The sequence below is a fragment of the Pseudomonas sp. S2_C11 genome (assembly GCF_054668395.1).
Genome location: NZ_CP162765.1, coordinates 1,145,429 through 1,167,470, shown reverse-complemented (window position 1 = coordinate 1,167,470; position 22,042 = coordinate 1,145,429). Strand labels below are relative to the sequence as shown.

The 22,042-nt window shown below is 59.7% G+C and carries 23 protein-coding genes; 5 read left to right on the top strand and 18 right to left on the bottom strand.

The features are described from left to right. The 3 genes from AB4N48_RS05460 to AB4N48_RS05450 form a co-directional block, all read right to left on the bottom strand. The gene (locus tag AB4N48_RS05460; protein WP_457262380.1) at positions 1-822 is read right to left on the bottom strand and encodes a substrate-binding periplasmic protein; all 822 of its coding nucleotides are present in this window, start codon (positions 820-822) and stop codon (positions 1-3) included. 81 nt (positions 823-903) lie between these two features. After that, entirely contained in the window at positions 904-1,833 is a 930-nt protein-coding gene (locus AB4N48_RS05455; RefSeq protein ID WP_056788298.1) for an electron transfer flavoprotein subunit alpha/FixB family protein, read from the bottom strand. Continuing rightward, positions 1,834-2,583: an electron transfer flavoprotein subunit beta/FixA family protein gene (locus AB4N48_RS05450; RefSeq protein ID WP_007908338.1), complete on the bottom strand. Its 750-nt coding sequence runs from the start codon at positions 2,581-2,583 to the stop codon at positions 1,834-1,836. It lies immediately after the preceding gene. A 550-nt stretch (positions 2,584-3,133) separates the two neighbouring features. Between AB4N48_RS05450 and AB4N48_RS05445 the strand changes: the two genes are divergently transcribed. Next, positions 3,134-4,798, top strand: a complete 1,665-nt coding sequence (locus AB4N48_RS05445; protein WP_016770955.1) for an electron transfer flavoprotein-ubiquinone oxidoreductase — start codon at positions 3,134-3,136, stop codon at positions 4,796-4,798. Between the two features lie 183 nt (positions 4,799-4,981). Here the strand turns inward: AB4N48_RS05445 and AB4N48_RS05440 are convergent, their stop codons facing one another. Next, positions 4,982-5,872, bottom strand: coding sequence for an AraC family transcriptional regulator (locus AB4N48_RS05440; RefSeq protein WP_460094916.1), 891 nt, complete (start codon positions 5,870-5,872; stop codon positions 4,982-4,984). Positions 5,873-6,062: 190 nt separating this feature from the next. On the opposite strand from AB4N48_RS05440, the gene AB4N48_RS05435 reads away from it, so the two are divergent. Beyond that, a complete protein-coding gene (locus AB4N48_RS05435; protein ID WP_071173192.1) occupies positions 6,063-7,115 on the top strand; it encodes an NAD(P)-dependent alcohol dehydrogenase in 1,053 nt (350 codons plus the stop codon). Between the two features lie 9 nt (positions 7,116-7,124). On the opposite strand, the gene AB4N48_RS05430 is transcribed toward AB4N48_RS05435, so the two are convergent. The 10 genes from AB4N48_RS05430 to AB4N48_RS05385 form a co-directional block, all read right to left on the bottom strand. Next, on the bottom strand, positions 7,125-7,928 hold the full coding sequence (locus AB4N48_RS05430) for an IclR family transcriptional regulator (protein WP_016770958.1): 804 nt from the start codon (positions 7,926-7,928) through the stop codon (positions 7,125-7,127). A gap of 62 nt (positions 7,929-7,990) precedes the next feature. Beyond that, a complete protein-coding gene (locus tag AB4N48_RS05425) occupies positions 7,991-9,301 on the bottom strand; it encodes an MFS transporter (RefSeq protein ID WP_056788291.1) in 1,311 nt (436 codons plus the stop codon). 177 nt (positions 9,302-9,478) lie between these two features. Further along, entirely contained in the window at positions 9,479-10,627 is a 1,149-nt protein-coding gene (gene dgoD, locus AB4N48_RS05420) for a galactonate dehydratase (RefSeq protein ID WP_016770960.1), read from the bottom strand. A gap of 60 nt (positions 10,628-10,687) precedes the next feature. Then, complete coding sequence (locus tag AB4N48_RS05415) at positions 10,688-11,308, bottom strand: 2-dehydro-3-deoxy-6-phosphogalactonate aldolase (protein WP_150637667.1); 621 nt, start codon at positions 11,306-11,308, stop codon at positions 10,688-10,690. A 19-nt stretch (positions 11,309-11,327) separates the two neighbouring features. Continuing rightward, a complete protein-coding gene (locus AB4N48_RS05410) occupies positions 11,328-12,317 on the bottom strand; it encodes a 2-dehydro-3-deoxygalactonokinase (protein WP_150637665.1) in 990 nt (329 codons plus the stop codon). Between the two features lie 295 nt (positions 12,318-12,612). Further along, complete coding sequence (locus AB4N48_RS05405; protein WP_236168413.1) at positions 12,613-13,059, bottom strand: hypothetical protein; 447 nt, start codon at positions 13,057-13,059, stop codon at positions 12,613-12,615. 56 nt (positions 13,060-13,115) lie between these two features. Continuing rightward, on the bottom strand, positions 13,116-13,850 hold the full coding sequence (locus AB4N48_RS05400) for an alpha/beta hydrolase (RefSeq protein ID WP_460094914.1): 735 nt from the start codon (positions 13,848-13,850) through the stop codon (positions 13,116-13,118). A gap of 6 nt (positions 13,851-13,856) precedes the next feature. Next, entirely contained in the window at positions 13,857-14,351 is a 495-nt protein-coding gene (locus AB4N48_RS05395; protein ID WP_041479413.1) for a PAAR domain-containing protein, read from the bottom strand. Positions 14,352-14,520: 169 nt separating this feature from the next. Then, positions 14,521-15,009 carry a hypothetical protein gene (locus tag AB4N48_RS05390; RefSeq protein WP_460094912.1) on the bottom strand — a complete coding sequence of 163 codons (489 nt, stop codon included), beginning with the start codon at positions 15,007-15,009 and terminating at the stop codon, positions 14,521-14,523. A 159-nt stretch (positions 15,010-15,168) separates the two neighbouring features. Then, positions 15,169-15,648, bottom strand: coding sequence for a GNAT family N-acetyltransferase (locus AB4N48_RS05385; protein ID WP_041479417.1), 480 nt, complete (start codon positions 15,646-15,648; stop codon positions 15,169-15,171). Positions 15,649-16,034: 386 nt separating this feature from the next. On the opposite strand from AB4N48_RS05385, the gene AB4N48_RS05380 reads away from it, so the two are divergent. The 3 genes from AB4N48_RS05380 (at position 16,035) to AB4N48_RS05370 (ending at position 17,164) form a co-directional block, all read left to right on the top strand. After that, positions 16,035-16,379, top strand: coding sequence for a hypothetical protein (locus AB4N48_RS05380; protein ID WP_076563793.1), 345 nt, complete (start codon positions 16,035-16,037; stop codon positions 16,377-16,379). Positions 16,380-16,423: 44 nt separating this feature from the next. After that, on the top strand, positions 16,424-16,678 hold the full coding sequence (locus AB4N48_RS05375) for a hypothetical protein (RefSeq protein WP_041479421.1): 255 nt from the start codon (positions 16,424-16,426) through the stop codon (positions 16,676-16,678). 105 nt (positions 16,679-16,783) lie between these two features. Then, positions 16,784-17,164: a Rho termination factor N-terminal domain-containing protein gene (locus AB4N48_RS05370; protein ID WP_252878693.1), complete on the top strand. Its 381-nt coding sequence runs from the start codon at positions 16,784-16,786 to the stop codon at positions 17,162-17,164. 114 nt (positions 17,165-17,278) lie between these two features. Here the strand turns inward: AB4N48_RS05370 and AB4N48_RS05365 are convergent, their stop codons facing one another. From AB4N48_RS05365 to AB4N48_RS05350, 4 genes are all read right to left on the bottom strand, one after another. After that, complete coding sequence (locus AB4N48_RS05365) at positions 17,279-18,208, bottom strand: PfkB family carbohydrate kinase (RefSeq protein ID WP_460094911.1); 930 nt, start codon at positions 18,206-18,208, stop codon at positions 17,279-17,281. Further along, entirely contained in the window at positions 18,201-19,667 is a 1,467-nt protein-coding gene (locus tag AB4N48_RS05360) for a purine-cytosine permease family protein (protein ID WP_258707059.1), read from the bottom strand. Before AB4N48_RS05360 ends, AB4N48_RS05365 begins: the two co-directional genes overlap by 8 nt. A 202-nt stretch (positions 19,668-19,869) precedes the next feature. After that, positions 19,870-20,868 carry an ADP-ribosylglycohydrolase family protein gene (locus AB4N48_RS05355; RefSeq protein WP_056788274.1) on the bottom strand — a complete coding sequence of 333 codons (999 nt, stop codon included), beginning with the start codon at positions 20,866-20,868 and terminating at the stop codon, positions 19,870-19,872. Next, positions 20,865-21,578, bottom strand: a complete 714-nt coding sequence (locus tag AB4N48_RS05350) for a GntR family transcriptional regulator (protein ID WP_016770970.1) — start codon at positions 21,576-21,578, stop codon at positions 20,865-20,867. The genes AB4N48_RS05355 and AB4N48_RS05350 overlap by 4 nt, the downstream gene beginning before the upstream one ends. Between the last annotated feature and the right edge of the window lie 464 nt (positions 21,579-22,042).

The window sequence follows — 22,042 nt, the reverse complement described above, 5'->3', positions numbered from 1 at the left end:
CTACTGTTTTGGGGCACTGACAGGTTGTGGCGACTGTTGCTGTTGCGCCTTCCAGCGCTCGATGTTGCGTTGCAGCGCGGCTTCCGTCAGTCCGGACGCGGGCAATTCTGTCATCTTTTTGGCGAGCTGTCCGCGCAACCACGGATCGTTGCAGGCCGAGTTATGCGAAACCGCGAGGAACAGACCCGGCCGGTCGATGGGTTGTTCGAACGCCAACAGATCGCTGGTCATGCCCAATGTCTGCGCGGCGGCCAGGCCTGAGTAACGTCCGGCGAGGACATATTCCACCTCGCCCAACAGCAGTTTCTGTAATGCCTCGGTAAGGTTTGCTGTGCGGGTCAGGGTCAGATTCTGTTCGGCGAAAGTGCCGAATGCCTGGGTCATCCGCGACTTTTCCGACACCGCCCCGGCATGGCCTTTCAGGTCGCTGGCCTCGGCATAGGTCAGCGTCGAGCCTTTGCGCGTCCACACCAGGTAGTCGTTTTCCAGCAGTGGCGGATGGATGTAGTCGAGGTTTTCCAGCTCATTCACGGTCAACGGCGCGTCGGCCAGCATGTCCATGCGCCCGCTGCGCACTTCATCGAGGGCCTGCGAGCGTTTGCCGGCGTAGAGCAGGTCAACTTTGATGCCCAGATCCTTGGCCACTTGCTGCAGCAAATCGGCGCTAGCGCCGATCAGGCGTTTGGGGTTTTGCGGGTCCTGCCACAGATAGGGCGGCGCATCCGGGCTGCCGGTGACAACCAGGCGCTCGCACTTGCCAGCGGCCGTGGCCAGACCTGGCAACAGCACCCATCCCAACAACCATCCGCAGCGCAGATCCATGGCAAAACGCTCCCGCTTGAAATTCGAGACAAAAAAAAACCCGACCAACAGGCCGGGCTCTTTATAAGTGAAGACGCCGGATTAGACCAGCTTCTCCAGCTCAGGTACTGCTTCGAACAGATCCGCCACGAGGCCGTAATCGGCCACCTGGAAGATCGGCGCTTCTTCGTCCTTGTTGATCGCAACGATCACTTTGGAGTCTTTCATACCGGCCAGATGCTGGATCGCGCCGGAGATACCGACGGCAATGTACAGCTGTGGCGCAACGATCTTGCCGGTCTGACCGACCTGCATGTCGTTCGGTACGAAACCTGCGTCGACCGCAGCGCGCGAAGCGCCAACAGCAGCGCCGAGCTTGTCGGCCAGCGCGTACAGGTGTTTGAAGTTGTCACCGTTCTGCATGCCGCGGCCGCCAGAGACGACGATCTTGGCAGCGGTCAGCTCAGGACGATCGGACTTGGCCAGCTCTTCGCTGACGAAGCTCGAGGTACCGGCGTCGTGCGCAGCGCCAACAGCTTCAACGGCAGCCGAACCACCTTCAGCAGCAACCGGATCGAAACCGGTGGCACGCACGGTGATCACTTTGATCGCGGCGGTCGATTGCACGGTGGCGATGGCGTTACCGGCGTAGATCGGACGCTTGAAAGTGTCAGCGCTTTCTACCGAGATGATCTCGGAGATCTGGTCAACGTCCAGCGCAGCAGCAACGCGCGGCAGGATGTTTTTGCCGTTGGAAGTGGCGGCAGCCAGAATGTGGCTGTAATTCTTGCCCAACTCTGCAACCAGCGGAGCAACGTTTTCCGGCAGCTGATGCGCGTAAGCGGCGTTGTCAGCATTCAGGACTTTGCTCACGCCAGCGATTTTCGCTGCGGCTTCGGCCACCGGGCCTGCGCCCTGACCTGCTACCAGAACGTGGATGTCGCCGCCGATTTTGGCCGCAGCAGCCACGGTGTTCAGTGTGGCCGGGGCCAACACTTTGTTGTCGTGTTCAGCAATAACCAAGATAGTCATTTAGATTACCTTCGCTTCGTTCTTGAGTTTTTCAACCAGTTCAGCCACCGACTTGACCTTGATGCCCGCGCTGCGTGCAGCCGGCGCTTCGACTTTCAGGGTCTTGTTGGTGGAGGCGGTGGAAACGCCCAAAGCGTCCGGAGTCAGCACTTCGAGAGGCTTCTTCTTGGCTTTCATGATGTTTGGCAGGGACGCGTAGCGCGGCTCGTTCAAACGCAGGTCGGTGGTGACGATGGCCGGCAGTTTCAGCGAAACGGTCTGCGCGCCGCCGTCGATTTCGCGAGTCACGGCAACGCTGTCGCCGGAGACTTCGACTTTCGAAGCGAAGGTGCCCTGACCGTAGCCGCTCAGTGCCGCGAGCATCTGGCCGGTCTGGTTGTTGTCGCTGTCGATCGCCTGTTTGCCAAGGATCACCAGCTGAGGCTGTTCCTTGTCGACAACGGCCTTGAGCAGCTTGGCCACGGCCAGCGAGGTCAGGTCTTCAGCGGATTCGACGAGGATGGCGCGGTCGGCACCCAGAGCCAGTGCGGTACGCAGCTGCTCCTGAGCGGTGGTCGGGCCGATCGAGACGACGACGATTTCAGTCGCAACGCCCTTCTCTTTCAGGCGTACGGCTTCTTCCACGGCGATTTCGCAGAACGGGTTCATCGACATCTTGACGTTGGCGAGGTCGACGCCGGAATTGTCCGCCTTGACGCGGACCTTGACGTTGTAATCCACAACGCGTTTGACAGCTACAAGAACCTTCATGGATTCCTCGTTACTCTCCGGTGAAAAGAAAGTCGCCTAGGCGAACCTGGCGGATGATGCTCATCGGGCGACAAGGGCACCTCTAAAAACGCCGGCTTGAATGTGAGGTGATTCACTTCGCGAAGAGCGGTGACCGTTCGTCAGGGGTGACTGTCGGGTCATTCATTCTCACGCTGTGTAAACTGCGCGCCGGACTTGCGCTGCGCATCACCGCCTACTGCCTGTGCCCTGTCTTTAGAGGTGCTCTTGAAACCGCCAGTCTGCCTACGGCGAGCGCAAAACCGCCCGTATCTTGACCGGAACGCCCATTCTGGTCAATACGCCAAAATGCCCTGTCATAAGCCGCGCTTCTTTGATTTATCAGGGCTGGAGGCGATTCAAACAAACGTTTGTATTGGACGCTAGGAGTGGTGTAGATATAATGCGCCGCCTAGAGAGAAAGGTGGATTCGCCAATATTCCCTTTGACGTTAACGTAAAGGCAATACGGATGCGAGATCAAACCTCCATATTAGAAAAAAAACTGTTGAGCCTTGAGTAGGAGATAGCCTGTGGAACGCGAATACATGGAATTCGACGTCGTCATCGTCGGTGCCGGCCCCGCTGGTCTGTCCGCCGCCTGCCGCTTGAAGCAGAAGGCCGCTGACGCCGGTAAGGAAATCAGCGTCTGCGTGGTCGAAAAAGGCTCCGAAGTCGGCGCGCACATCCTCTCCGGTGCGGTGTTCGAACCCCGCGCCCTGAACGAACTGTTCCCGGACTGGAAAGAACTCGGCGCACCGCTGAACACGCCAGTCACACGCGATGACATTTTCGTGCTGAAAAACGCCGACAGTGCGCAGAAGATTCCTGACTTCTTTGTGCCCAAGACCATGCACAACGAAGGCAACTACATCATCTCCCTGGGCAACCTGTGCCGCTGGCTGGCTCAGCAGGCGGAAAACCTCGGTGTGGAAATCTACCCGGGCTTCGCCGCTCAGGAAGCGCTGATCGATGAAAACGGTGTGGTGCGCGGGATCATCACCGGTGATCTGGGCGTCGACCGTGAAGGCAACCCGAAAGAAGGCCTGTACACCCCAGGCATGGAACTGCGTGGCAAATACACGCTGTTCGCCGAAGGCTGCCGTGGCCACATCGGCAAGCAACTGATCAAACGCTACAACCTCGACAGCGATGCCGACGTTCAGCACTACGGCATCGGCCTGAAAGAAATCTGGGAAATCGACCCGGCCAAGCATCAGCCAGGCCTGGTGGTGCACACCGCCGGTTGGCCGCTGGACATCATGGGCACCGAAAACACCGGCGGCTCGTTCCTCTATCACCTGGAAAACAATCAGGTGGTGGTCGGTCTGATCGTCGACCTGTCCTACAGCAACACTTACCTGTCGCCGTTCGATGAGTTCCAGCGCCTCAAGCATCACCCGGTGCTCAAGCAATATCTGGAAGGCGGCAAGCGCGTCAGCTATGGCGCCCGCGCCATCGCCAAGGGTGGCCTGAACTCGCTGCCGAAAATGGTCTTCAAGGGCGGCGCGCTGATCGGTTGCGACCTCGGCACCCTGAACTTCGCCAAGATCAAAGGCAGCCACACCGCGATGAAGTCCGGCATGCTCGCGGCGGAATCGGTAGCCGATGCGCTGTTTGCCGAGCAGGATTGCACCGTCGAACTGACCACTTACGTCGACGCATTCAAGAACAGCTGGCTGCATGAAGAACTGTTCGCCAGCCGTAACTTCGGCCCGGCGATCCACAAGTACGGCGCGATCATCGGCGGTGGTTTCAACTGGCTGGACCAGAACATCTTCGGCGGCAAACTGCCGTTCACCCTGCGCGACACCAAGCCGGATTACGCCTGCCTCAAGCTCGCGGCCGACTGCAAGAAGATCGACTATCCGAAACCCGACGGCAAACTGAGTTTCGACAAACTCAGCTCGGTGTTCATCTCCGGTACCAACCACGAAGAAGAGCAGCCATGCCACTTGAAGCTGACCGATCCGAGCATCCCGATCAGCAAAAACCTGCCGTTGTACGACGAACCGGCGCAGCGTTACTGCCCGGCCGGCGTATACGAGGTGATTACCAAGGAAGATGGCGAGAAGCGCTTCCAGATCAACGCCCAGAACTGCGTGCATTGCAAGACCTGTGACATCAAGGATCCTGCGCAGAACATCACCTGGGTGGCGCCGGAAGGTGCCGGCGGCCCGACTTACCCGAACATGTAAGTCGAAACGCTGAACAACAAGGCTCCCGAAATGGGGGCCTTTTTGTTGCCCAAAATTCCCCTGACACCACAAAACAACTGTGGGAGCGAGCCTGCTCGCGAAAGCGGTGTGTCATATGAAGATGATGTCGACTGATCCAGCGCCTTCGCGAGCAGGCTCGCTCCCACAGGGAATAACGGCGGATCAGGCAGCGCGCTCATCCCCCGGACTGCGTTCGAAGTAACGCTTGTACTCGCGGCTGAACTGCGACGTGCTCTGATACCCCACCCGATGCGCCACCTGCGCGACACCCAGCCCCTCCGCCACCAGCAGCGTCTGCGCCTTTAACAAGCGCAAACGCTTGAGATACTGCACTGGCGACAACAGTGTGCTGCGCTTGAAATGCTCATGAAACGTCGACACGCTCATGTTCGCGCAACTGGCCAGTGTCTCGACATTGAGCGGCTCGGTGTAATGCGCATGCAGATGGCTGATCGACGCCGCCACCCGGGCGAATTGCCCTTGTTGCTCGACCAACGCTCGCAACACATCCGCCTGCGGCCCGCGCAACGCAACGAACAACAACTCGCGGACCCGCGCCGGGCCGAGAATCTGGCATTCCAGCGGATCGTGCAGACAGCTGAGCAGCCGTTCGACACAACCGCGCATGGCATCGTCGAGCACCACCGAGGTCATCGACTCCGGCGTCTGCGCCGGAATATGCCGACCCGGCGCCAGCCCCATAGCCAGCACCAATTCGCCGAGCAGGACGCGATCAATCGCCACCGACACACCGAGCAATGGCGCATCGGGCAAGGCAAAAGTTTCACATTCGAACGGCACCGGCAGCGCCTGGATCAGGTAATGCCCGGCGCCGTATTCCATGGTTCGTGGGCCGAGGAACGCCAGTTTGCTGCCCTGGGCGATGATCATCAGGCTCGGCTCGTAAATGTGCGGGCCACGGGCGACGTCGCAACTGGCGCGCAGGATCTGCACACCTGGCAGGCCGGTCTGGCTGTAGCCATCGCGCAGCGCCAGCGGTTCGATCAGCGAAACCAGCCGGGCATTGGCATCAAGATGACGGGTCAACTGCATCGAATAGGTCTTCGTAAAATTCACGGAAAAGGGGATGAAAACATCATCGCAGATCCGCTGACCAATGCGATCGCCGAAACCCGCATGCCGGAGGATTAGGCATGAGACCCGGAGAAATCGTCATGGCCGCACCCGCGTCTGACGGCCAGAATTCACCGCCTCACTTGTCACTGTTTTTGCGAGGTCCTTCATGTACACCGCCATCGGCTATGCCGCCCAATCGGCCACCACGCCCCTCGCCCCGATGAAATTCGAACGCCGCAGCCCGCGCGCCGACGACGTGGCGATCGAAATTCTCTACTGCGGCGTCTGCCATTCCGACATCCATCAGGCACGCAACGAATGGGGCATCGCCGTTTATCCGCTGATGCCTGGCCATGAGATCGTCGGAAAAGTCACCGCAGTCGGTGCGAATGTCACCCGTCACAAGGTAGGCGATCTGGTTGGCGTAGGCTGCATGGTCGACTCCTGCCGCAGCTGCGAAGCCTGTCAGGCGAACCTCGAGCAATATTGCCTCGAAGGCCCGACCATGACCTACGCCACCCCGGATCGGGTTGATGGCAGCAACACCATGGGCGGTTATTCGGACAGCATCGTGGTCAGCGAACACTTCGTTGTGCGCATCCCCGAGAAACTCGCACTGGCCAGCGCCGCACCGATTCTCTGCGCCGGCATCACCACCTACTCGCCGCTCAAGCACTACGGCGTCAAGGCCGGTGACAAGGTCGGCATTCTTGGCATGGGTGGCCTCGGCCACATGGGCATCAAGTTCGCCAAGGCTATGGGCGCGGAAGTGACACTGTTCACCCGTTCGGCGAGCAAGGCTGAAGAAGGTCGCCGTCAGGGCGCCGATCACGTCATCGTCTCCACCGATGCCGAGCAGATGAAGGCCGCTGCCGGCTACTTCGACTTCCTGCTCGACACCATTCCGGTGCAACACGATTTGAACCCGTACCTCGACACCCTGCGTTTCGACGGCGTGCACATTCTGGTAGGCCTGATCGAGCCGGTGAACCCGCCCGTCCACGCCGGCAAACTGGTGATGAGCCGTCGCGTACTGGCCGGATCCCTGATCGGCGGTATCGCCGAAACCCAGGAAGTGCTGGATTTCTGCGCCGAGCACAACATCACCTGCGACATCGAAATGCTCGACATCCGCAATATCAATGAAGCCTATGCGCGGATGATTGCCGGTGATGTGAAGTACCGCTTCGTCATCGACATGGCGACGCTGAAGGCCTAAACCTTAGGGCTATACCTTCAAACCAAGCTCCGCCGACAGCCGGGTTGTGACCCCTTTGAGCAGGGGGATCAACTCGGCCATTTTTTCCAGCGGCATGTACGGCACGGTGCTGGCGATACTGATCGCCGCGACTATGCCCTTGCTCGCATCACGAATTGGCGCCGCCACACAGCGGATCGACGGTTCGTTGTCTTCCAGATCGAACGCGTAGCCACCGGCAACGTATTCGCCCATGCGCTGCTCAAGCTGTTCCCACGACTGCTGGGGATGCTGCGGCCAGAACTGACTTTTGCCCCCCGCCGGCAGGCTGATGTCGTACAGCCGCCGCCAATCCTGCGGCGAATCATCGAGCATCAAGGCCTTGCCGATCCCGGTGCGCACCAGCGGCATGCGATGGCCAACCCGCGAGCGCATTTCCGGCCCGTTGCGCCCTGGATTCTTCAGCAGGTACAGCACTTCGTCGCCTTCCCTGATCCCCAAATGCACCGTGTCGCCGGTCAGCGCCGACAACTCATCCAGATACGGCCCGGCCAACGTCACCAGCGGCAACTCTTCGCGGGCCTGAAAGCCCAGTTCGATCAGCTTCGGCCCGAGCAGATAACCGATTTGCGGCACCACGCGCAGATAACGCTCGTCGACCAGACAACTGGCCAGACGATGGGTAGTGCTGCGCGTGGTGCCGATCAGCCGGGCGATCTCCTTGAGATCACGCGCGCCGCTGGCCACCGCTTGGACTACACCGAGGCCGCGCAGCAGCGTCTGGGTGCCGGTGGGCGCGGCGTCCTTGGTTTTTTCCGGGGCGTCTTCCTGCATATCCAGCCTTTTTACCGTTGAGCGAAGGAACGGGCGGCATTATGGTCGCCCGACGCAGAGCACTACAACTCGATACGCTCGACCTTGCCCACCAGCAGCACGTAGGACAAGGCACCGACCAGCGCGAGCACGGCGATGTAGGTGATCGCCGGCGCGAACGAATCGCCGCTGGCAAGGAAGCCGATCACGATCGGCGTAGCGATCGCCGAAAGATTGCCGATGAAGTTGAACACGCCACCAGTCAGACCGAGCAACCGCGCCGGTGCCAGCGTCGACACCAGCGACCAGGTGATCGACGCCAGCCCGTTGCCGAAAAATGCCAGGGCGAGGAAGGCAATCACCAGCGGCGTCGACTCGACAAAGTTGGCGCCGATGATCGAGGTCGAAATCAACAGACCGCCAATGATCGGCAACTTGCGTGCGAAGCCCACGGTGTAGCCGCGCCGGATCAGGAAGTCGGAAAAGAATCCCGAGCACAACACACCGACGAAAGCGGCAAGAAATGGCAGCGATGCGAGCAAGCCGGACTTGATGAAGTCCATGCCGCGGTATTTCACCAGATAGGTCGGGAACCAGGTGAGGAAGAACCACAGCGTCGAGTTCAGACAGAACTGGCCGAGGTAGATACCCCACAACTTGCGTTTGCTGAGGACGATGCCCAGATCGGTCCAGCTGAATTTGGCTTTGACCTTGGCCGCCTCGGCCTGGATATCGACCAGCCCGCCGCCTTCGCGGATCAGGTCGATTTCCGCCTGGTTAGTGCCTTTGAAATCGCGCGGCTCGCGATAAACCGCGTACCAGATCAGCGCCCACAGAATGCCCACCGCGCCGGTGGCGACGAACACCATGTGCCAGCCGAATTCATGTTGCAGCCACGCCAGCACCGGGGTCAGGAAGGCCAGACCGACAAACTGTCCGGAAGTGTAGAAACCGATCGCCGTGGCGCGCTCGCGCTCGGGAAACCAGGTCGTAACCACGCGACTGTTGATCGGATAGGCCGGCGCTTCCAGCGCACCGACGGCCATGCGCAGCACGAACAGGGCGATGAAGCTGCTGACGAAACCGAGCATCACCGTGGCCAGCGACCACAGCAGCAGCGCGACACTGTAAAGGATGCGCGGCGGCACGCGATCGACCAGCCAGCCGCCGGGGATCTGCATGGCAGCGTAGGTCCAGCCGAACGCGGAGAAGATCAGACCGACGTGAACCGGATCGATGCCCAGCTCACTGGTCAGCGCCGGCGCGGCAATCGACAGGTTGCTGCGGTCCAGGTAGTTGATGACCACGGTGATGAACAGCAACACCATGATGAAAAATCGCTTGCGGCTAGGCGTGACTAAAGACGCCTGCCCGGAGAGGGTATGCGTTTGCATGAGGAGAGCCTCTTTTTATGTTTGTTGAGGTCATGACGCAGATCTCCTCTCCCTGGAGATCAAACTGTGGGAGCGAGCCTGCTCGCGAAAGCGTCGGGTCAGTCACATGGATGGCGGATGTGACATTGCATTCGCGAGCAGGCTCGCTCCCACAGGGATCAGTGCTGAATCAGGAGATCACCACTCGGCAAAGCTGCCATCGGCATGACGCCAGATCGGGTTGCGCCAGCGGTGGCCGACGGCGGCGCGTTCGATCACGTATTCCTCGTTGATCTCGATGCCCAGCCCCGGGCCGTTCGGAATCTTCACGAAGCCCTGGTCGTAGTCGAACACGCGCGGATCCTTCACATAGTCGAGCAAGTCGTTGCTCTCGTTGTAATGGATGCCCAGGCTCTGCTCTTGGATAAACGCGTTGTAACAAGCCGCGTCGAGTTGCAAACAGGCAGCCAGCGCGATCGGTCCCAGCGGGCAATGGAGCGCCAGCGCGACGTCGTAGGCTTCGGCCATGTTGGCGATCTTGCGGGTTTCAGTGATGCCGCCAGCGTGAGAGGCATCCGGCTGGATAATGTCGACGTAGCCTTCGCTCAACACCCGTTTAAAGTCCCAGCGCGAGAACAGCCGCTCGCCGAGGGCAATCGGCGTGCTGGTCAGCGGCGCCAGTTCTTTCAATGCTTCGTAGTTTTCGCTGAGCACCGGTTCTTCGATGAACATCAGTTTGTACGGGTCGAGCTCCTTCATCAGCACCTTGGCCATCGGCTTGTGCACGCGGCCGTGGAAGTCGACGCCGATACCGACGTTCGGCCCGACCGCATCACGCACGGCGGCAACGTTGGCCAGGGCGAGGTCGACTTTCTCGAAAGTGTCGAGGAACTGCAGTTCTTCGGTGCCGTTCATTTTCACCGCAGTGAAACCACGGCTCACTGCTTCTTTCGCCGCACGCGCGGTGTCGGCCGGACGGTCGCCGCCGATCCACGAATACACACGAATCTTGTCGCGCACCTGGCCACCGAGCAGATCGCTGACCGACACGCCGAGGGCCTTGCCCTTGATGTCCCACAGCGCTTGGTCGATACCGGCCAGCGCGCTCATGTGAATCGCGCCGCCACGGTAGAAGCCACCGCGATAGAGCACGGTCCAGATGTCTTCGATATTGCGTGGGTCTTTGCCGATCAGGTAGTCGGACAATTCTTCCACCGCAGCCGCTACGGTATGCGCGCGCCCTTCGACCACAGGCTCGCCCCAACCGGTCACGCCCTCGTCGGTTTCGACCTTGAGGAAGCACCAGCGCGGCGGAACGATGAAGGTCGTGAGTTTGGTGATTTTCATCTCTGCTCTCTTTTGTAAATGCAGCTTTTATTAGATGCAGCGCACACAGCGCCAAAATTCTTAACGCAGGGCTTTCCAGGCAGTCACGTAGGCCTTGGCATTGACCGCCACCTGCTCGGGCGTCATGCCCGGTTTGAACAGACCGGAACCGAGGCCGAAACCTTTCACACCGGCATCGATAAAGGCCTGCATGTTGTCCGGTGTGATCCCGCCGACCGGCGCCAGCACCGTGCCGGCTGGCAACACCGCCAGCCAGGCCTTGACGACCGCCGGGTTCATTTGTTCGGCCGGAAACAGCTTGAGAATGTCCGCACCCTCAGCCAGTGCGGCGAAGGCTTCAGTCGGCGTGGCCACGCCCGGCGACAGGTACAGCCCCGCCGCTTTCGCCGCGCGCAATACCTTGGCATCGCTGTGCGGCATGACGATCACTTGTCCGCCAGCCGCTTTGACCTGCTCGACCTGCTCGGGGCTGAGCACCGTGCCAGCACCGATCAGGCAATCGGCGGGCAGCGCGTCGCGCAGGATGCGGATACTTTCGTACGGCGATGGGGAATTGAGCGGTACTTCGATAACACGAAATCCGGCGGAATACAGGACTTCTCCGACAGCCGCCGCTTCCTGCGGTTGCAGGCCACGCAGAATCGCGATCAGACCGTTTTGTGCCAGTGCTTGCTTGAGCATGTCAGGCCTCCAGTCAGGGTTAACGGGATGAGGAATCGATCAGTCCGGCGGCACGCGCCAGTTGCCACAGGCCACGCTCGGTGGCCTGCTCGGCCAGCGTCACCCGAGCAAAGCCGCAGGCGTCGAGGGCGCGTTGATAGCGTGCGCACAGAAGCGCATTGCCGATGAGCACGATCGCTGGAAGATTCGCTTGATTGCGCCGGCGCCGCTGCACATTGGCGAGCGCGGCCAGCTCATGGCCGATCATCAGGCCGGACAGATAGTCCGCCTGAGCAGTCGGGCTCAATTCACCGGTCAGGCCGAGGGTGCGGGCGCTGAACAAGGTCGAGAGCACACCTAGCTCGGCATCTGTCGACAGCGCGATTTGCACGCCGCGATCGAACGCCTGCGCATCGAAGGTCGCGCTCGGTTGTTGGGTACGGCCGAGAATGCTGTGCTCGCTGAGCACGGCAAACACTTCGCCGGTCATGAACGTGTCGAAATGGGTGATGCGGCCATCGACCACCTCCACCCACTTCGAGTGGCTGCCAGGCAGGCCGATCAGCAGATCATCACCCGCCTCGACCGGCAGACTTTGCAGCACGCCGAGGACTTGGGTTTCTTCGCCGCGCATTACATTCGGCAGACGCGAACGCTGGATCACGCCCGGGACGATATGCACCGGCGTACCGCGCAGACTGACAACGGTTTGTAGGGAATTTCCGAGATGGGCGACGTCGGCTGGCGTTTCGCAGTAAGGCGCTTCGCGCCAGCCCTGCGCACTGCCGACCATGCCGCAAGCGATCACCGGCAGATCCGGCTGCGCATCGAGCCAGTCACCACAGGCCTCGTCGAAGGCCAGTTCAAAACCATCGGCGCATTCACGGCCGTGGATGATTCGCGGGGTCTTGGGCAACTGCATGATCCCGGACGACAGCGCACGCTGCTCCAGCACCACACCGTCGGCCGCAAGTTTGTAAGCACGTAATGAGGTCGTCCCCCAATCGAGCGCGATCAATTGCGCCTGCATCGCTTCACCTGTTTTGTTTTTGGCAGTGAGTGCGATGGACTATAAACCCGAGCGAACTAAAATCTCAATATATAAATATCAATCCCATATTTTGGGATTAGCGCAAGTGGCGAGCTTGTCTTGTCGCGGGTACAAATCGTGCTCCGTAAGGATCCACGGAGAAAAAGCCAAGGTATTAAGGATTCTCTGCGAAAGGCGCTGCATGCATCTGCTCAGCGGACATTGAAAGGCGGCAGAGGAGCAATCGAGATCAGGCTCCCTCCCGCCAGAAAAGGAGCCTGGATGAATGAAGGATTCACTCCCTGTTGATAGCTCGCGCCAGGTCGGCAGTTGGCACACGCATGATTTGGGAAAAATACGTTTTGTAAGGAGTCGTATGAACGCGGAACACGCAGGAAATAAAACGTCTGTTCGTAAACCAACGATTGAGCACCGGCCCCTCCGGAAAGATTTCCGCGCCCTTTTCGCCAGTCGACTCTCTGAAAATCACGTCGGCTTTGTACTCGTTTGCAGCGCCACTCTCATCGCGCTCAACAAGGCCAAAACCGGAGCGTTTTATCTGGTGCCCAACAGAAAAGTCCACATCATCATCCACAGTACATACCAACCCTTGGCTTATATGTGATGTGAACAACTCGAGTAATTCCACATCGGCGAGAAAGTGAACCTGATAGATTCCGGTGTCTTCCAACTCATCAACACCGGAATAAAACAGCTTCGCAGCCGGCTTTTCGTGATTCATTGAACATCCAGAACATATGACCAATAAACCCATCAAAAAAAATCGAGACACGATGTTCATTCCTTGAAAAAACTCAAGACCGACTCGTTAAAAATCTGACGAGCAGTCTTGCCGTTATCCAACGGCCGCAAATACATAATATTTGCATCCGCATGATTCACATCTACGCGCCCCATTACATTAGGCCCGGTAGAAACCTCCCATTGTTCACCAAAACTAGCAACCGTATCTGATACGTTCGTTATCTTCGGCGCAGCGCGAATATTAACCCAGTACTGAGCCTTGGGCTTGGGTGGCAACCGGTAGATATTGGAAATACCCCAGACCATTACACCTTCGCCAACCGGATCGATGGTCAGTAACATTCTCACTGTATAGCCCTTCTCCGTGAGATTGGCTGAAAGGTGGGCGCCATTCCAGCCTCCCAGACTATGACCCACAATGTACACAGCGGTTGAGCAGTCAGGGATCTTCGCCAGTACCTTTTCAGATAGGTCTTTATCGGTAATGAAATCATTATAGCCAAGAGGCCACGACTCAAATTTTCCCACAGGAAATTTCAACGCCTTGGCATCTCTGATAAAGATTTCGCGCACCGCGTCGACATTATTATTTGGCCCACTGAAGTAATAACTTTCCTGGTCTCCAGCACCACCAATAAAAAAAACCACAAAATTCCGCAGAGATATGGCCACCTGCTTATTGGTCTGATCGGTCTTGCATGTAAGTGTATGCGCTTTGACTTCCCTTTTCGCATGAGGTACTTCAGTAGGTGCATTGACTTCGGACATAAGCAATCATTCCACGAATAGTTTGATGGTTTCTGCCACGTGCGAACTGACCATATGAGTGAATCCGTTCGCATCAGTAACACCGTGTTCCTCACTTCCGTCGCCTCGTTGAATGGTGTAGGCGTGATAAGGCACTGGCTGTCCAGTCGCTTCATTCGTCACTTGCAACCTGTCAGTGAAATGCACCGGCATCGGCAACAGCCCACTAAATGCGGCCCCTCCCCCACTTTGGCCGATGATCACCGTGCCCGAGCCACCGATCACGACATTGCCATGCCCACCAGTGCTATCGAGCATCGCGGCATTCAGGCCGTTAATGAAAACAGTGCCGGAGACCGCTCCGGTGATAGGGCTGCCACACGCTGATTTATCGGTCATGCGTGCAGCAGCGAGGCCGTCGAAGAATACGTCCGGCGAGCCGGAGACAATCGGGTTGGTGCCGTGACCTGGCAGTGGGCAGGCGGTTGGGTCGGTGACGCGAGCTGCGGGTTTACCACTCAATTCAAAGCTCCTTGCTTAAGGAGTGCCGGGGATGGCTGATAGATGTCGATGTCGGTCGCGGCAAAGCGCCAGCGATTATCGACCGGGTCGAACAGAGCATGACAATGCTCACGGCTTTCAGGTGATGTCGCGGTTTGTATGGCACGCCAGGCTTCGTTGGCTTGCCAACTCAACTCGGCAGGCGTTGCATCATCAAGTTCGTTGAGCCAGGCGTTGTAGTTGCGCAGGTGATTGCGCTCGAAAGTCGTTGCAGCAACTCGACCATTTCCACGCCAAGGTCCAGATGATGCCTGGAGGTCCAGCGCCCCACTTCGGAGTAGACGTGCCAGCCCATCGGGATCAACGCACCGTTTTTCAACAGAGAATGGCCGGCGAGAGCGACGAAGCCGCAACAGATGTGCAGCATCAGCCAGCCTTGATGGGCGTCGATAATCGCTGTGGGATCAAAGGTTCTCAGCGCTACCACGCGGTAGTCGCCAAGGTCGGCACTGCGCGTCATCAACTCGGCATCAAGCCGCGACACGAAAGCCCGAATAGCCAGGCCGCCGGTGCGCTGGGCCATGCAGAGAATTTCGACAGCCTGTCGATTCGGATCGTCAGCAGAGCCGGTGGTTTTCACCAGACCATACAGACGCATAGACGCCTGCAGTCCGCTCATAGCTGGTCACTCATTGACGCAGCGAGGGCTCCACAGGCGCGGAGAAATTTTGCCAGATGCATTGCAGGTGTCGTCCGTGAGCGCGCAAAAATGGCGCACAGAATGCCGGACCAGAGCGGTGGCGACAACTGAATCAGCAGTAGATTGCCATCATTGTGCTCAGCCCTCGGCAAATTCGCGCAACACCTTGCCATCCATGCGATACCGCACCCATTCCTCCTGCGGTTGCGCACCGAGGGATTTGTAGAATTCGATGGCTGGGGTGTTCCATTCCAGCACGCTCCATTCGAAGCGGCCGCAGTCGTTGGCGCAGGCGATTTTCGCCAGGTGGCGCAGCAGGGTTTTGCCGGCGCCGCCGCCACGTTGTTCGGGGGTGATGTAGAGGTCTTCGAGGTACAGGCAGTTGCTGCCCAGCCAGGTTGAATAACTGAAGAAGAACACCGCGAAGCCGATCGGCAAGCCGTCGCGCAGGCAGATCAGGCCATGGGCGGTCGCGCCTTCGCCGAACAGGCTGCGTTCGATGTCGGCGACGCTGGCGATGACTTCGTGACGGGCCTTTTCGAAATCTGCCAGTTCGGTGATGAAGGCGAGGATTTGCGGCGCATCGCTGGGGGTCGCCGGGCGGATTTCGATCGTCATGGACGGGCCTTGTGTGCAAATTAAAGCGCCATACTAAGGCGCGCAGCGGCGCTCGTCACATGGCAAACATACTGACCTGCCCGATCGGGCGAACGCCGTTGCCCCTGTGGGAGCGAGCCTGCTCGCGAATGCGTCCCTCCAGTCAGCCCCGAGTCAACTGACAGAATGCCTTCGCGAGCAGGCTCGCTCCCACATTTGATAGCGCACACTCTGAAAGGATGCTTATGACTGTTAACTGTTTTGCACCGATGGAAACACTAAAGCTCGGCATCGTCTGAACAGCAGACACGCGACCCTGGCGAAGACCGTTCGTCGATCATCAGGCACCAATCCGTCATCAGGGCTGACCAACCCAGTGTAAGGATTCCAATCACTGGAGAAGCCCTATGATCCCGTCAAGGTTGACCGCTTTAGTCTTCAGCGCCCTGCTTTGCCCTGCGGTGTTCGCCGCCTCGTCCACGGCAGCGGGCACTGGCCCTACCGATCCGACCCCGCCACGCGCGCCCGCCATCAACAGTGCTCCCGGTATGAATACCGATGGTTCCGGCGTGCCGCTGATCAATCAGCCACCCGCCACCGGCACCGATCCGCGCACACAAGGCAGCGATCCGGGCCGTCAGGGTGGCATGAACACGCCTGACTCTCCTGCCACTCCGCCTGACAATGCCGGCCCCGGTGTCGGCTCGAAAACCACCACCGGTGGCTCCGGTTCCGAAGGTGCCGGTCAGTAGTTCGCCGACGCGAGCGCCCTATTCACTCCCATGAAGAGGTAACCATGAACGTCGACAAAGACCTGGAAAAAGAAGTTCTCACCCGCCTGCTGCACGCGCATCCCAATGGCTTGGGCAAGGAGGTGCTGGACAATTACCGGGGCGAGAAAGTCGTGGCCAGCGCCCTCGCCGCCCTGCAGGATCGCGGGCTGATTCACCATGGTCATGTGACCTGCAGCGAAGCGGGCGAACACTCGCTGAACCTGCCGATCAAGCTCAGTTCAGCCGGCGTTGAAGCGGCGAAGAAACTCGATAGCTGACGCTGGTTGGGGCTGCGGACCTTTCGACTTCGAACGGGCGATTCGTCTCGAGTGATTCGCAGCCTTCGGCGTAACGCAGCACATCCTGACGCAAGGAGAAATCCCATGCCTCGTGGAAGCAAAGACAAATACACCAGCGAACAGAAGCGCAAAGCCGAGCACATCGAAGACAGCTACGAGAAAAAGGGCGTGTCGAAAGATGAAGCTGAGGCGCGTGCCTGGGCGACGGTGAACAAGCAATCCGGCGGTGGCGAAAAGTCCGGCGGCTCAGGGCGCAAGAAGCCTGCAAGTGCCAAGTCGGAAGAGCGCAAAGAGTCATCCCGCCGCGCGGTGGCCAGTCGCAAGGGCCATTCGCGCAATAGCGAGACTTCGAAGAATGCGCAGACTGTCGATAGCCTGATGAAGGAAGCCCGAGCGAAGAATATTCCGGGACGCTCGTCGATGCGCAAGCAGGAGTTGATCGAGGCGTTGCGCAAGGCCGGTTAAGTCTGATGGCCTCATCGCTGGCAAGCCAGCTCCCACAGATTTTTCGGGTGGTTGCACTATTGCACTTACACACGAAGACCCTGTGGGAGCTGGCTTGCCAGCGATTGCGGTGCATCAGTCGCCGCAGGATTCGCGGATAAACGCATCCACCTCACCCGCCCCCGGCGATGTCGCCGGCCCCCAGCGCGTCACCGCCAGCGCCGCCGCAGCATTCGCCCGCCGCGCCGCTTCCAGTGCATCCAGCCCCTGCGCCAATCCAGCAACAAACACCCCGGCATGCGCATCACCGGCGCCATTGCTGTCCACTGCATTGACAGCAAACCCCGGCACTTGTCGACGCTCGCCACGCTGTTGAATCCAGCAACCCTGCGGCCCGTCGCGCACCACCATCAGCACATTTTCCGGCAGGAGCTTCGCGAGCCGATCCATTGCCGCGCCAATTTCATCAGCCACGGTAAATCGCAGCGCCTCAACACTGTTGCTGGTCCACACATTGATGCGCGGTAGCAACGCCTGCATCATCGGCGCGTCAGGTGACTCCACCAACGGCCCCGGGTCGAACACCACATTGACCGACGCCGGCAGCGCCAGCGTCCAGTCGAGCAACGCCTGCGCCTTGCCCTCGTGCAGCAGACTGTAACCGCTGAGATAAACGTAATCGCCGGGCTCAGCAGCCACATTGTTCAAATCGTCTTCGGTCACCTCACCTTCAGCGCCGATGTAGGAAATGAAACTGCGTTCAGCCGACGCATCGGTCAGCGCCACACACAGACCGGTATCGCGCTCGGCCGGTTCGCGGATGCCGATGCAGATACCTTCCGCCTGCATCGCGTGGCGCGCCAAGTCACCGAAACGCCCCATGCCATGGCGACCGAGGTAAACCACCGGCAGACCGTTACGCACCGCAGCGGCCATCACGTTGAAACCGCCGCCGGCTTCGAACCCCGCCGACTGCGCCAGCACGTCGCCGCCAATCTGCGGCAGTTTATCCACGGCCATGACCAGGTCGATGATGACCTGGCCGGTGTGCAGCATCTTAGGCATGAGCATTCTCGGGGTGCGCGGCGCGGCGATCTTTCGCACCGCCAAGTATCAGGTAAATGCCACCGGCGACGACGAAGGTCACGATCCAGCCGAGGCCGTTGTGGCCCAGCCAGGAGTCGGACAGAAAGCCCTTGAACCAGACGTTTTCTGCCGTGGTGCCGATGGTGGTGAAGCTGAAACCAAGGACGATGGCGATCGCCCAGGCGCCAAACGCGCGCCACTCGATGCCGCCGCGATACCAGTAGGCGCTGCTCGGGCTGACATCGAGCAGGTCTTTGGGGCTGTAGTAGTGACGGTGAATCAGATCGACGACGAAAATCCCCACCCATGCAGTGATCGGCACTGCCAGCAGGGAAATGAAGGTAATGAACGGGCCGTAGAAACTGTCGGCGATCAGCATGAAGTAGATCGAGCCGGCGAAGATCGCGACGATGTCGACCACTACCGCGTAGACGCGTTTGACCTTGAGGCCCAGGGTCAGCGTGGTCAGGCCGGCGGAATATACCGACAGGTTGTTCGACAGCAGCAGGCCGCCGAACGCGGTGATCAAGTACGGCACGGCCATCCAGGTCGGCAGCATGTCGCGAATCGCCACGATCGGGTCAGTCGCCGACGCCAGATCATTGTTGCCCACAGAGAGCAAGCCGCCGAGGGTGATCAGCAGCACCAGCGGGATCCCTGCGCCGAACGCCGCCGACGCCACCAGGCGCACAGCCTTGACGCTGCGATGCTGATAGCGCGACATGTCGGCACCAGCGTTGGCCCAACCGATACCAGTGCCGGCGGCCATGGTGCCGATGCCTATGATCATTGCGCTCAGCGGTGCTGGCGTGGCGTTGAACACCGCACTCCAGTCGATCGTCGCGCAGAGGAAACCACCGACGAGAATGTTCAGCGCACCGAACACATAGGTCGCCCACTTCTGGATCACCAGCAGGGTCGCGTGGCCGAGGCCGGACACCGACAAGGTCAGCAAGACGAAGATGGCGATAAAGATCAGCGTCAGGACCGGCGCACTTTTCGCCTCGACCGGCGAGCCGAACAGGATCGAACACAGCGACAGCAGGACAAACGCCGCAGTGGTGGTATTGACGGTTTCCCAACCCAGACGCGACATCAGCGAAACCAGCGTCGGGCCGATGTTGCCGCGTACGCCGAAGATTGCCCGCGACAGCGTCAAGCTCGGCGCGCGGCCACGCCGCCCGGCAATCGAGATGATCCCGACCACGGCAAATGAGCCGGCGGCACCGAGGATGGCGACGATGATCGCCTGCCAGATTGCCAGCCCGCGAAATGCCACCAGCGTGGCGCCCAACGGCAGGCCGAGGATGGAAATGTTGGCGGCGAACCAGACCCAGAACAGCTGCAGCGGATGACCGTTGCACTCGGCTTCCGGCACCGGCTCGATACCCCGGGTTTCCAGTTGCCCGACGCTCTGCCCGGCGGTTGATGAACTCATGAAAATGCTCCTGTTTGCCTTTTTTGTGGTTGTGGCAATGATGCAAAACGACAAGACAACCGGCCTTCCGAGGCCTGTCTGTGCGATCCATTGCTGTGTGAATTCTTTAGAAATGCGCCGCCCCTTTCGCGAGCAGGCTCGCTCCCACAAGGAAATGCATTCCAATTGTGGGAGCGAGCCTGCTCGCGAAGAGGCCAGCCAGTCAACGCAAGGCCAACAGCCCCTGCACTAACGGTTCCAGCTCAAGTTGATTAACGACTTTCACCGTCTCGATCATCGGCTGCGGCCAGCACTCAAGACCCAGGCAAGCGCCGAGCATGGCGCCGAGAATCGCCGCGATGGTATCCGTGTCGCCGCCCAGGCTGGCAGCCATGCACAACGCCTCGAATGCCGTCATCTCGCCGATGGCCACTTGCTGGGCCAGGGCGAATGAAACCACCACCGACTCCTGCGACGCCACCGATGTGCCGATCACGTCGTAGAGCAGATCGGCGAGCAGTGCTTTGTCACTGTCGACGCTGATACTGCGCGCCCAACTGATGCGCGAGGCCATGCGCCCGCCAGCAACCCAATGCCCGTGGGCTTCGGCTTGCTGGGCAATCTGCTGGCCAAGATTCAGCGCCTCGCCCAGATCGACGCCGTTGATCCCGGCCGAGACCACCGCCGCCACCGCTGCTGCACTGGAAATCCCCAGCGTGGTGTTATGCGTCACCTGGCAAGCCTGCACGACCGCCGCAATGAAGCGCTGCGGATCGGCCACGTTCGCGGCAATGCCCACCGGGGTGATGCGCATCGCCGCGCCATTGGTGGTGCCGTAGCGCCCGGCTTCTTCCGGGGAATGCCCGGCGAGGATCATTTCAATGGCGCGTTTGGTCGAGGGGCCGAGCAAGTCCTGCGAGCCTTTGGCCTGCATCTCGGCTTCCCATTCGATCAAGCGCTGGGCGAGGACCGCCGGCTCGATACGGCCGTGACCTTCGACCAATAATTCGCCGACCAGGATCGCCTGCTCGGTGTCATCGGTGATCGAGCCTTTGGGCATGTTCGCGGCGATCGGTTGCAAGGGACCTGCGTCCTGCAAATCAGTGATCTGGCCGAAGCGCGCCTTGATCGTTTCACGATCGAGCGACTGCGTCGGCATGCCCAGCGCGTCACCCAGAGCCAGACCATAGAAAGCGCCAAGCGCACGGTTGAGCGCGGTCATTTCGATTCTCCGAATTGCAGGTGCAGACGAAAGTGCACCGGGTCGAGCAGGCTTTCGACCTGTTCCATGAAACGGTTCTGCCGGTCGTAGGTGGTGCGCAGGGCTTTGAGAAACACCGTGCCGACCGGGCGACCGAGCAACTCGGCGTCTTCGGCATTCAGCGGCTCGGCGCCGATCCACTGATCGCCGCGCTCGCCGATATAGCCGTAGGCGGCCAGGGTGATGGTCAGGGAATTGTCGATCAGGCCGACGCGGGGCAGGCTTTCCAGGCCGCCGTTGGCCGGCATCAAGGATCGTTCGAGAGACACCAGCGTACCGTCGGTGGCGCGCCGGCGACGGTCAAGGGTGATGAATTGATCGGTGCCGAAACGCACCAGCAGATCCGGGCGAGTCACGGCTTCGAGGCGCAACACTTCGGTATTGATCAGCGCCCCGCTGTCGGCCAACGCCTGCGCCCAGCCGCTGCGCTGATCCAGCGCGACACCGTCGAAAGTGACGATGGAACCGACACCGCTTTGCGTGGCGATGTAATTACGCCGCTTCAGTTCGGCCAGCGCCTCACGCAAGGTGCCACGGCTGACCTGGAATTCTTGAGCCAACTGATGTTCGCCGGGCAACAGAAAGCCGTCCTCCATGAGGCCGCTTTCGATGCGTCGGACGAGCTCGTCGACCACCCGTTGTTTCTTGTCGAATCGTACCTGTCTAATCATGTACAAATTGATAACCGAAACGGGACGTGGCGGGCAACAAAAATTTGAGGGAGGTGACCGGTGGAGAGAGCAAAATCAAGAGCCCCTCACCCTAGCCCTCTCCCGGAGGGGAGAGGGAACTGATTGGGGAGTGCTCAGGAAATGCGCCGAACTGATGTTGCTTTAGCGAATCCACAATCGACCCGATATTTCAGGTCGATGTAGAACGCAAGACACCTCGGTCGGCCCCCACTCCCTTTGGGAGAGGGAACTGATTGGGGAGTGCTCAGGAAATGCGCCGAACTGATGTTGCTTTAGAGAATCCACAATCGACCCGAACTTTCAGGTCGATGTAGAACGCAAGACACCTCGGTCGGCCCCCACTCCCTTTGGGAGAGGGACTGATTGGGGAGTGCTCAGGAAATGCGCCGAACTGATGTTGCTTTAGCGAATCCACAATCGACCCGATCTTTCAGGTCGATGTA

Bases quoted from the DNA above. Each gene is read 5' to 3' on its own strand.
- AB4N48_RS05460 (WP_457262380.1), bottom strand. From the start codon at position 822: ATGGATCTGCGCTGCGGATGGTTGTTGGGATGGGTGCTGTTGCCAGGT.
- AB4N48_RS05455 (WP_056788298.1), bottom strand. From the start codon at position 1,833: ATGACTATCTTGGTTATTGCTGAACACGACAACAAAGTGTTGGCCCCG.
- AB4N48_RS05450 (WP_007908338.1), bottom strand. From the start codon at position 2,583: ATGAAGGTTCTTGTAGCTGTCAAACGCGTTGTGGATTACAACGTCAAG.
- AB4N48_RS05440 (WP_460094916.1), bottom strand. From the start codon at position 5,872: ATGCAGTTGACCCGTCATCTTGATGCCAATGCCCGGCTGGTTTCGCTG.
- AB4N48_RS05435 (WP_071173192.1), top strand. From the start codon at position 6,063: ATGTACACCGCCATCGGCTATGCCGCCCAATCGGCCACCACGCCCCTC.
- AB4N48_RS05430 (WP_016770958.1), bottom strand. From the start codon at position 7,928: ATGCAGGAAGACGCCCCGGAAAAAACCAAGGACGCCGCGCCCACCGGC.
- AB4N48_RS05425 (WP_056788291.1), bottom strand. From the start codon at position 9,301: ATGCAAACGCATACCCTCTCCGGGCAGGCGTCTTTAGTCACGCCTAGC.
- dgoD (WP_016770960.1), bottom strand. From the start codon at position 10,627: ATGAAAATCACCAAACTCACGACCTTCATCGTTCCGCCGCGCTGGTGC.
- AB4N48_RS05415 (WP_150637667.1), bottom strand. From the start codon at position 11,308: ATGCTCAAGCAAGCACTGGCACAAAACGGTCTGATCGCGATTCTGCGT.
- AB4N48_RS05410 (WP_150637665.1), bottom strand. From the start codon at position 12,317: ATGCAGGCGCAATTGATCGCGCTCGATTGGGGGACGACCTCATTACGT.
- AB4N48_RS05405 (WP_236168413.1), bottom strand. From the start codon at position 13,059: ATGAATCACGAAAAGCCGGCTGCGAAGCTGTTTTATTCCGGTGTTGAT.
- AB4N48_RS05400 (WP_460094914.1), bottom strand. From the start codon at position 13,850: ATGTCCGAAGTCAATGCACCTACTGAAGTACCTCATGCGAAAAGGGAA.
- AB4N48_RS05390 (WP_460094912.1), bottom strand. From the start codon at position 15,009: ATGAGCGGACTGCAGGCGTCTATGCGTCTGTATGGTCTGGTGAAAACC.
- AB4N48_RS05385 (WP_041479417.1), bottom strand. From the start codon at position 15,648: ATGACGATCGAAATCCGCCCGGCGACCCCCAGCGATGCGCCGCAAATC.
- AB4N48_RS05380 (WP_076563793.1), top strand. From the start codon at position 16,035: ATGATCCCGTCAAGGTTGACCGCTTTAGTCTTCAGCGCCCTGCTTTGC.
- AB4N48_RS05375 (WP_041479421.1), top strand. From the start codon at position 16,424: ATGAACGTCGACAAAGACCTGGAAAAAGAAGTTCTCACCCGCCTGCTG.
- AB4N48_RS05370 (WP_252878693.1), top strand. From the start codon at position 16,784: ATGCCTCGTGGAAGCAAAGACAAATACACCAGCGAACAGAAGCGCAAA.
- AB4N48_RS05365 (WP_460094911.1), bottom strand. From the start codon at position 18,208: ATGCCTAAGATGCTGCACACCGGCCAGGTCATCATCGACCTGGTCATG.
- AB4N48_RS05360 (WP_258707059.1), bottom strand. From the start codon at position 19,667: ATGAGTTCATCAACCGCCGGGCAGAGCGTCGGGCAACTGGAAACCCGG.
- AB4N48_RS05355 (WP_056788274.1), bottom strand. From the start codon at position 20,868: ATGACCGCGCTCAACCGTGCGCTTGGCGCTTTCTATGGTCTGGCTCTG.
- AB4N48_RS05350 (WP_016770970.1), bottom strand. From the start codon at position 21,578: ATGATTAGACAGGTACGATTCGACAAGAAACAACGGGTGGTCGACGAG.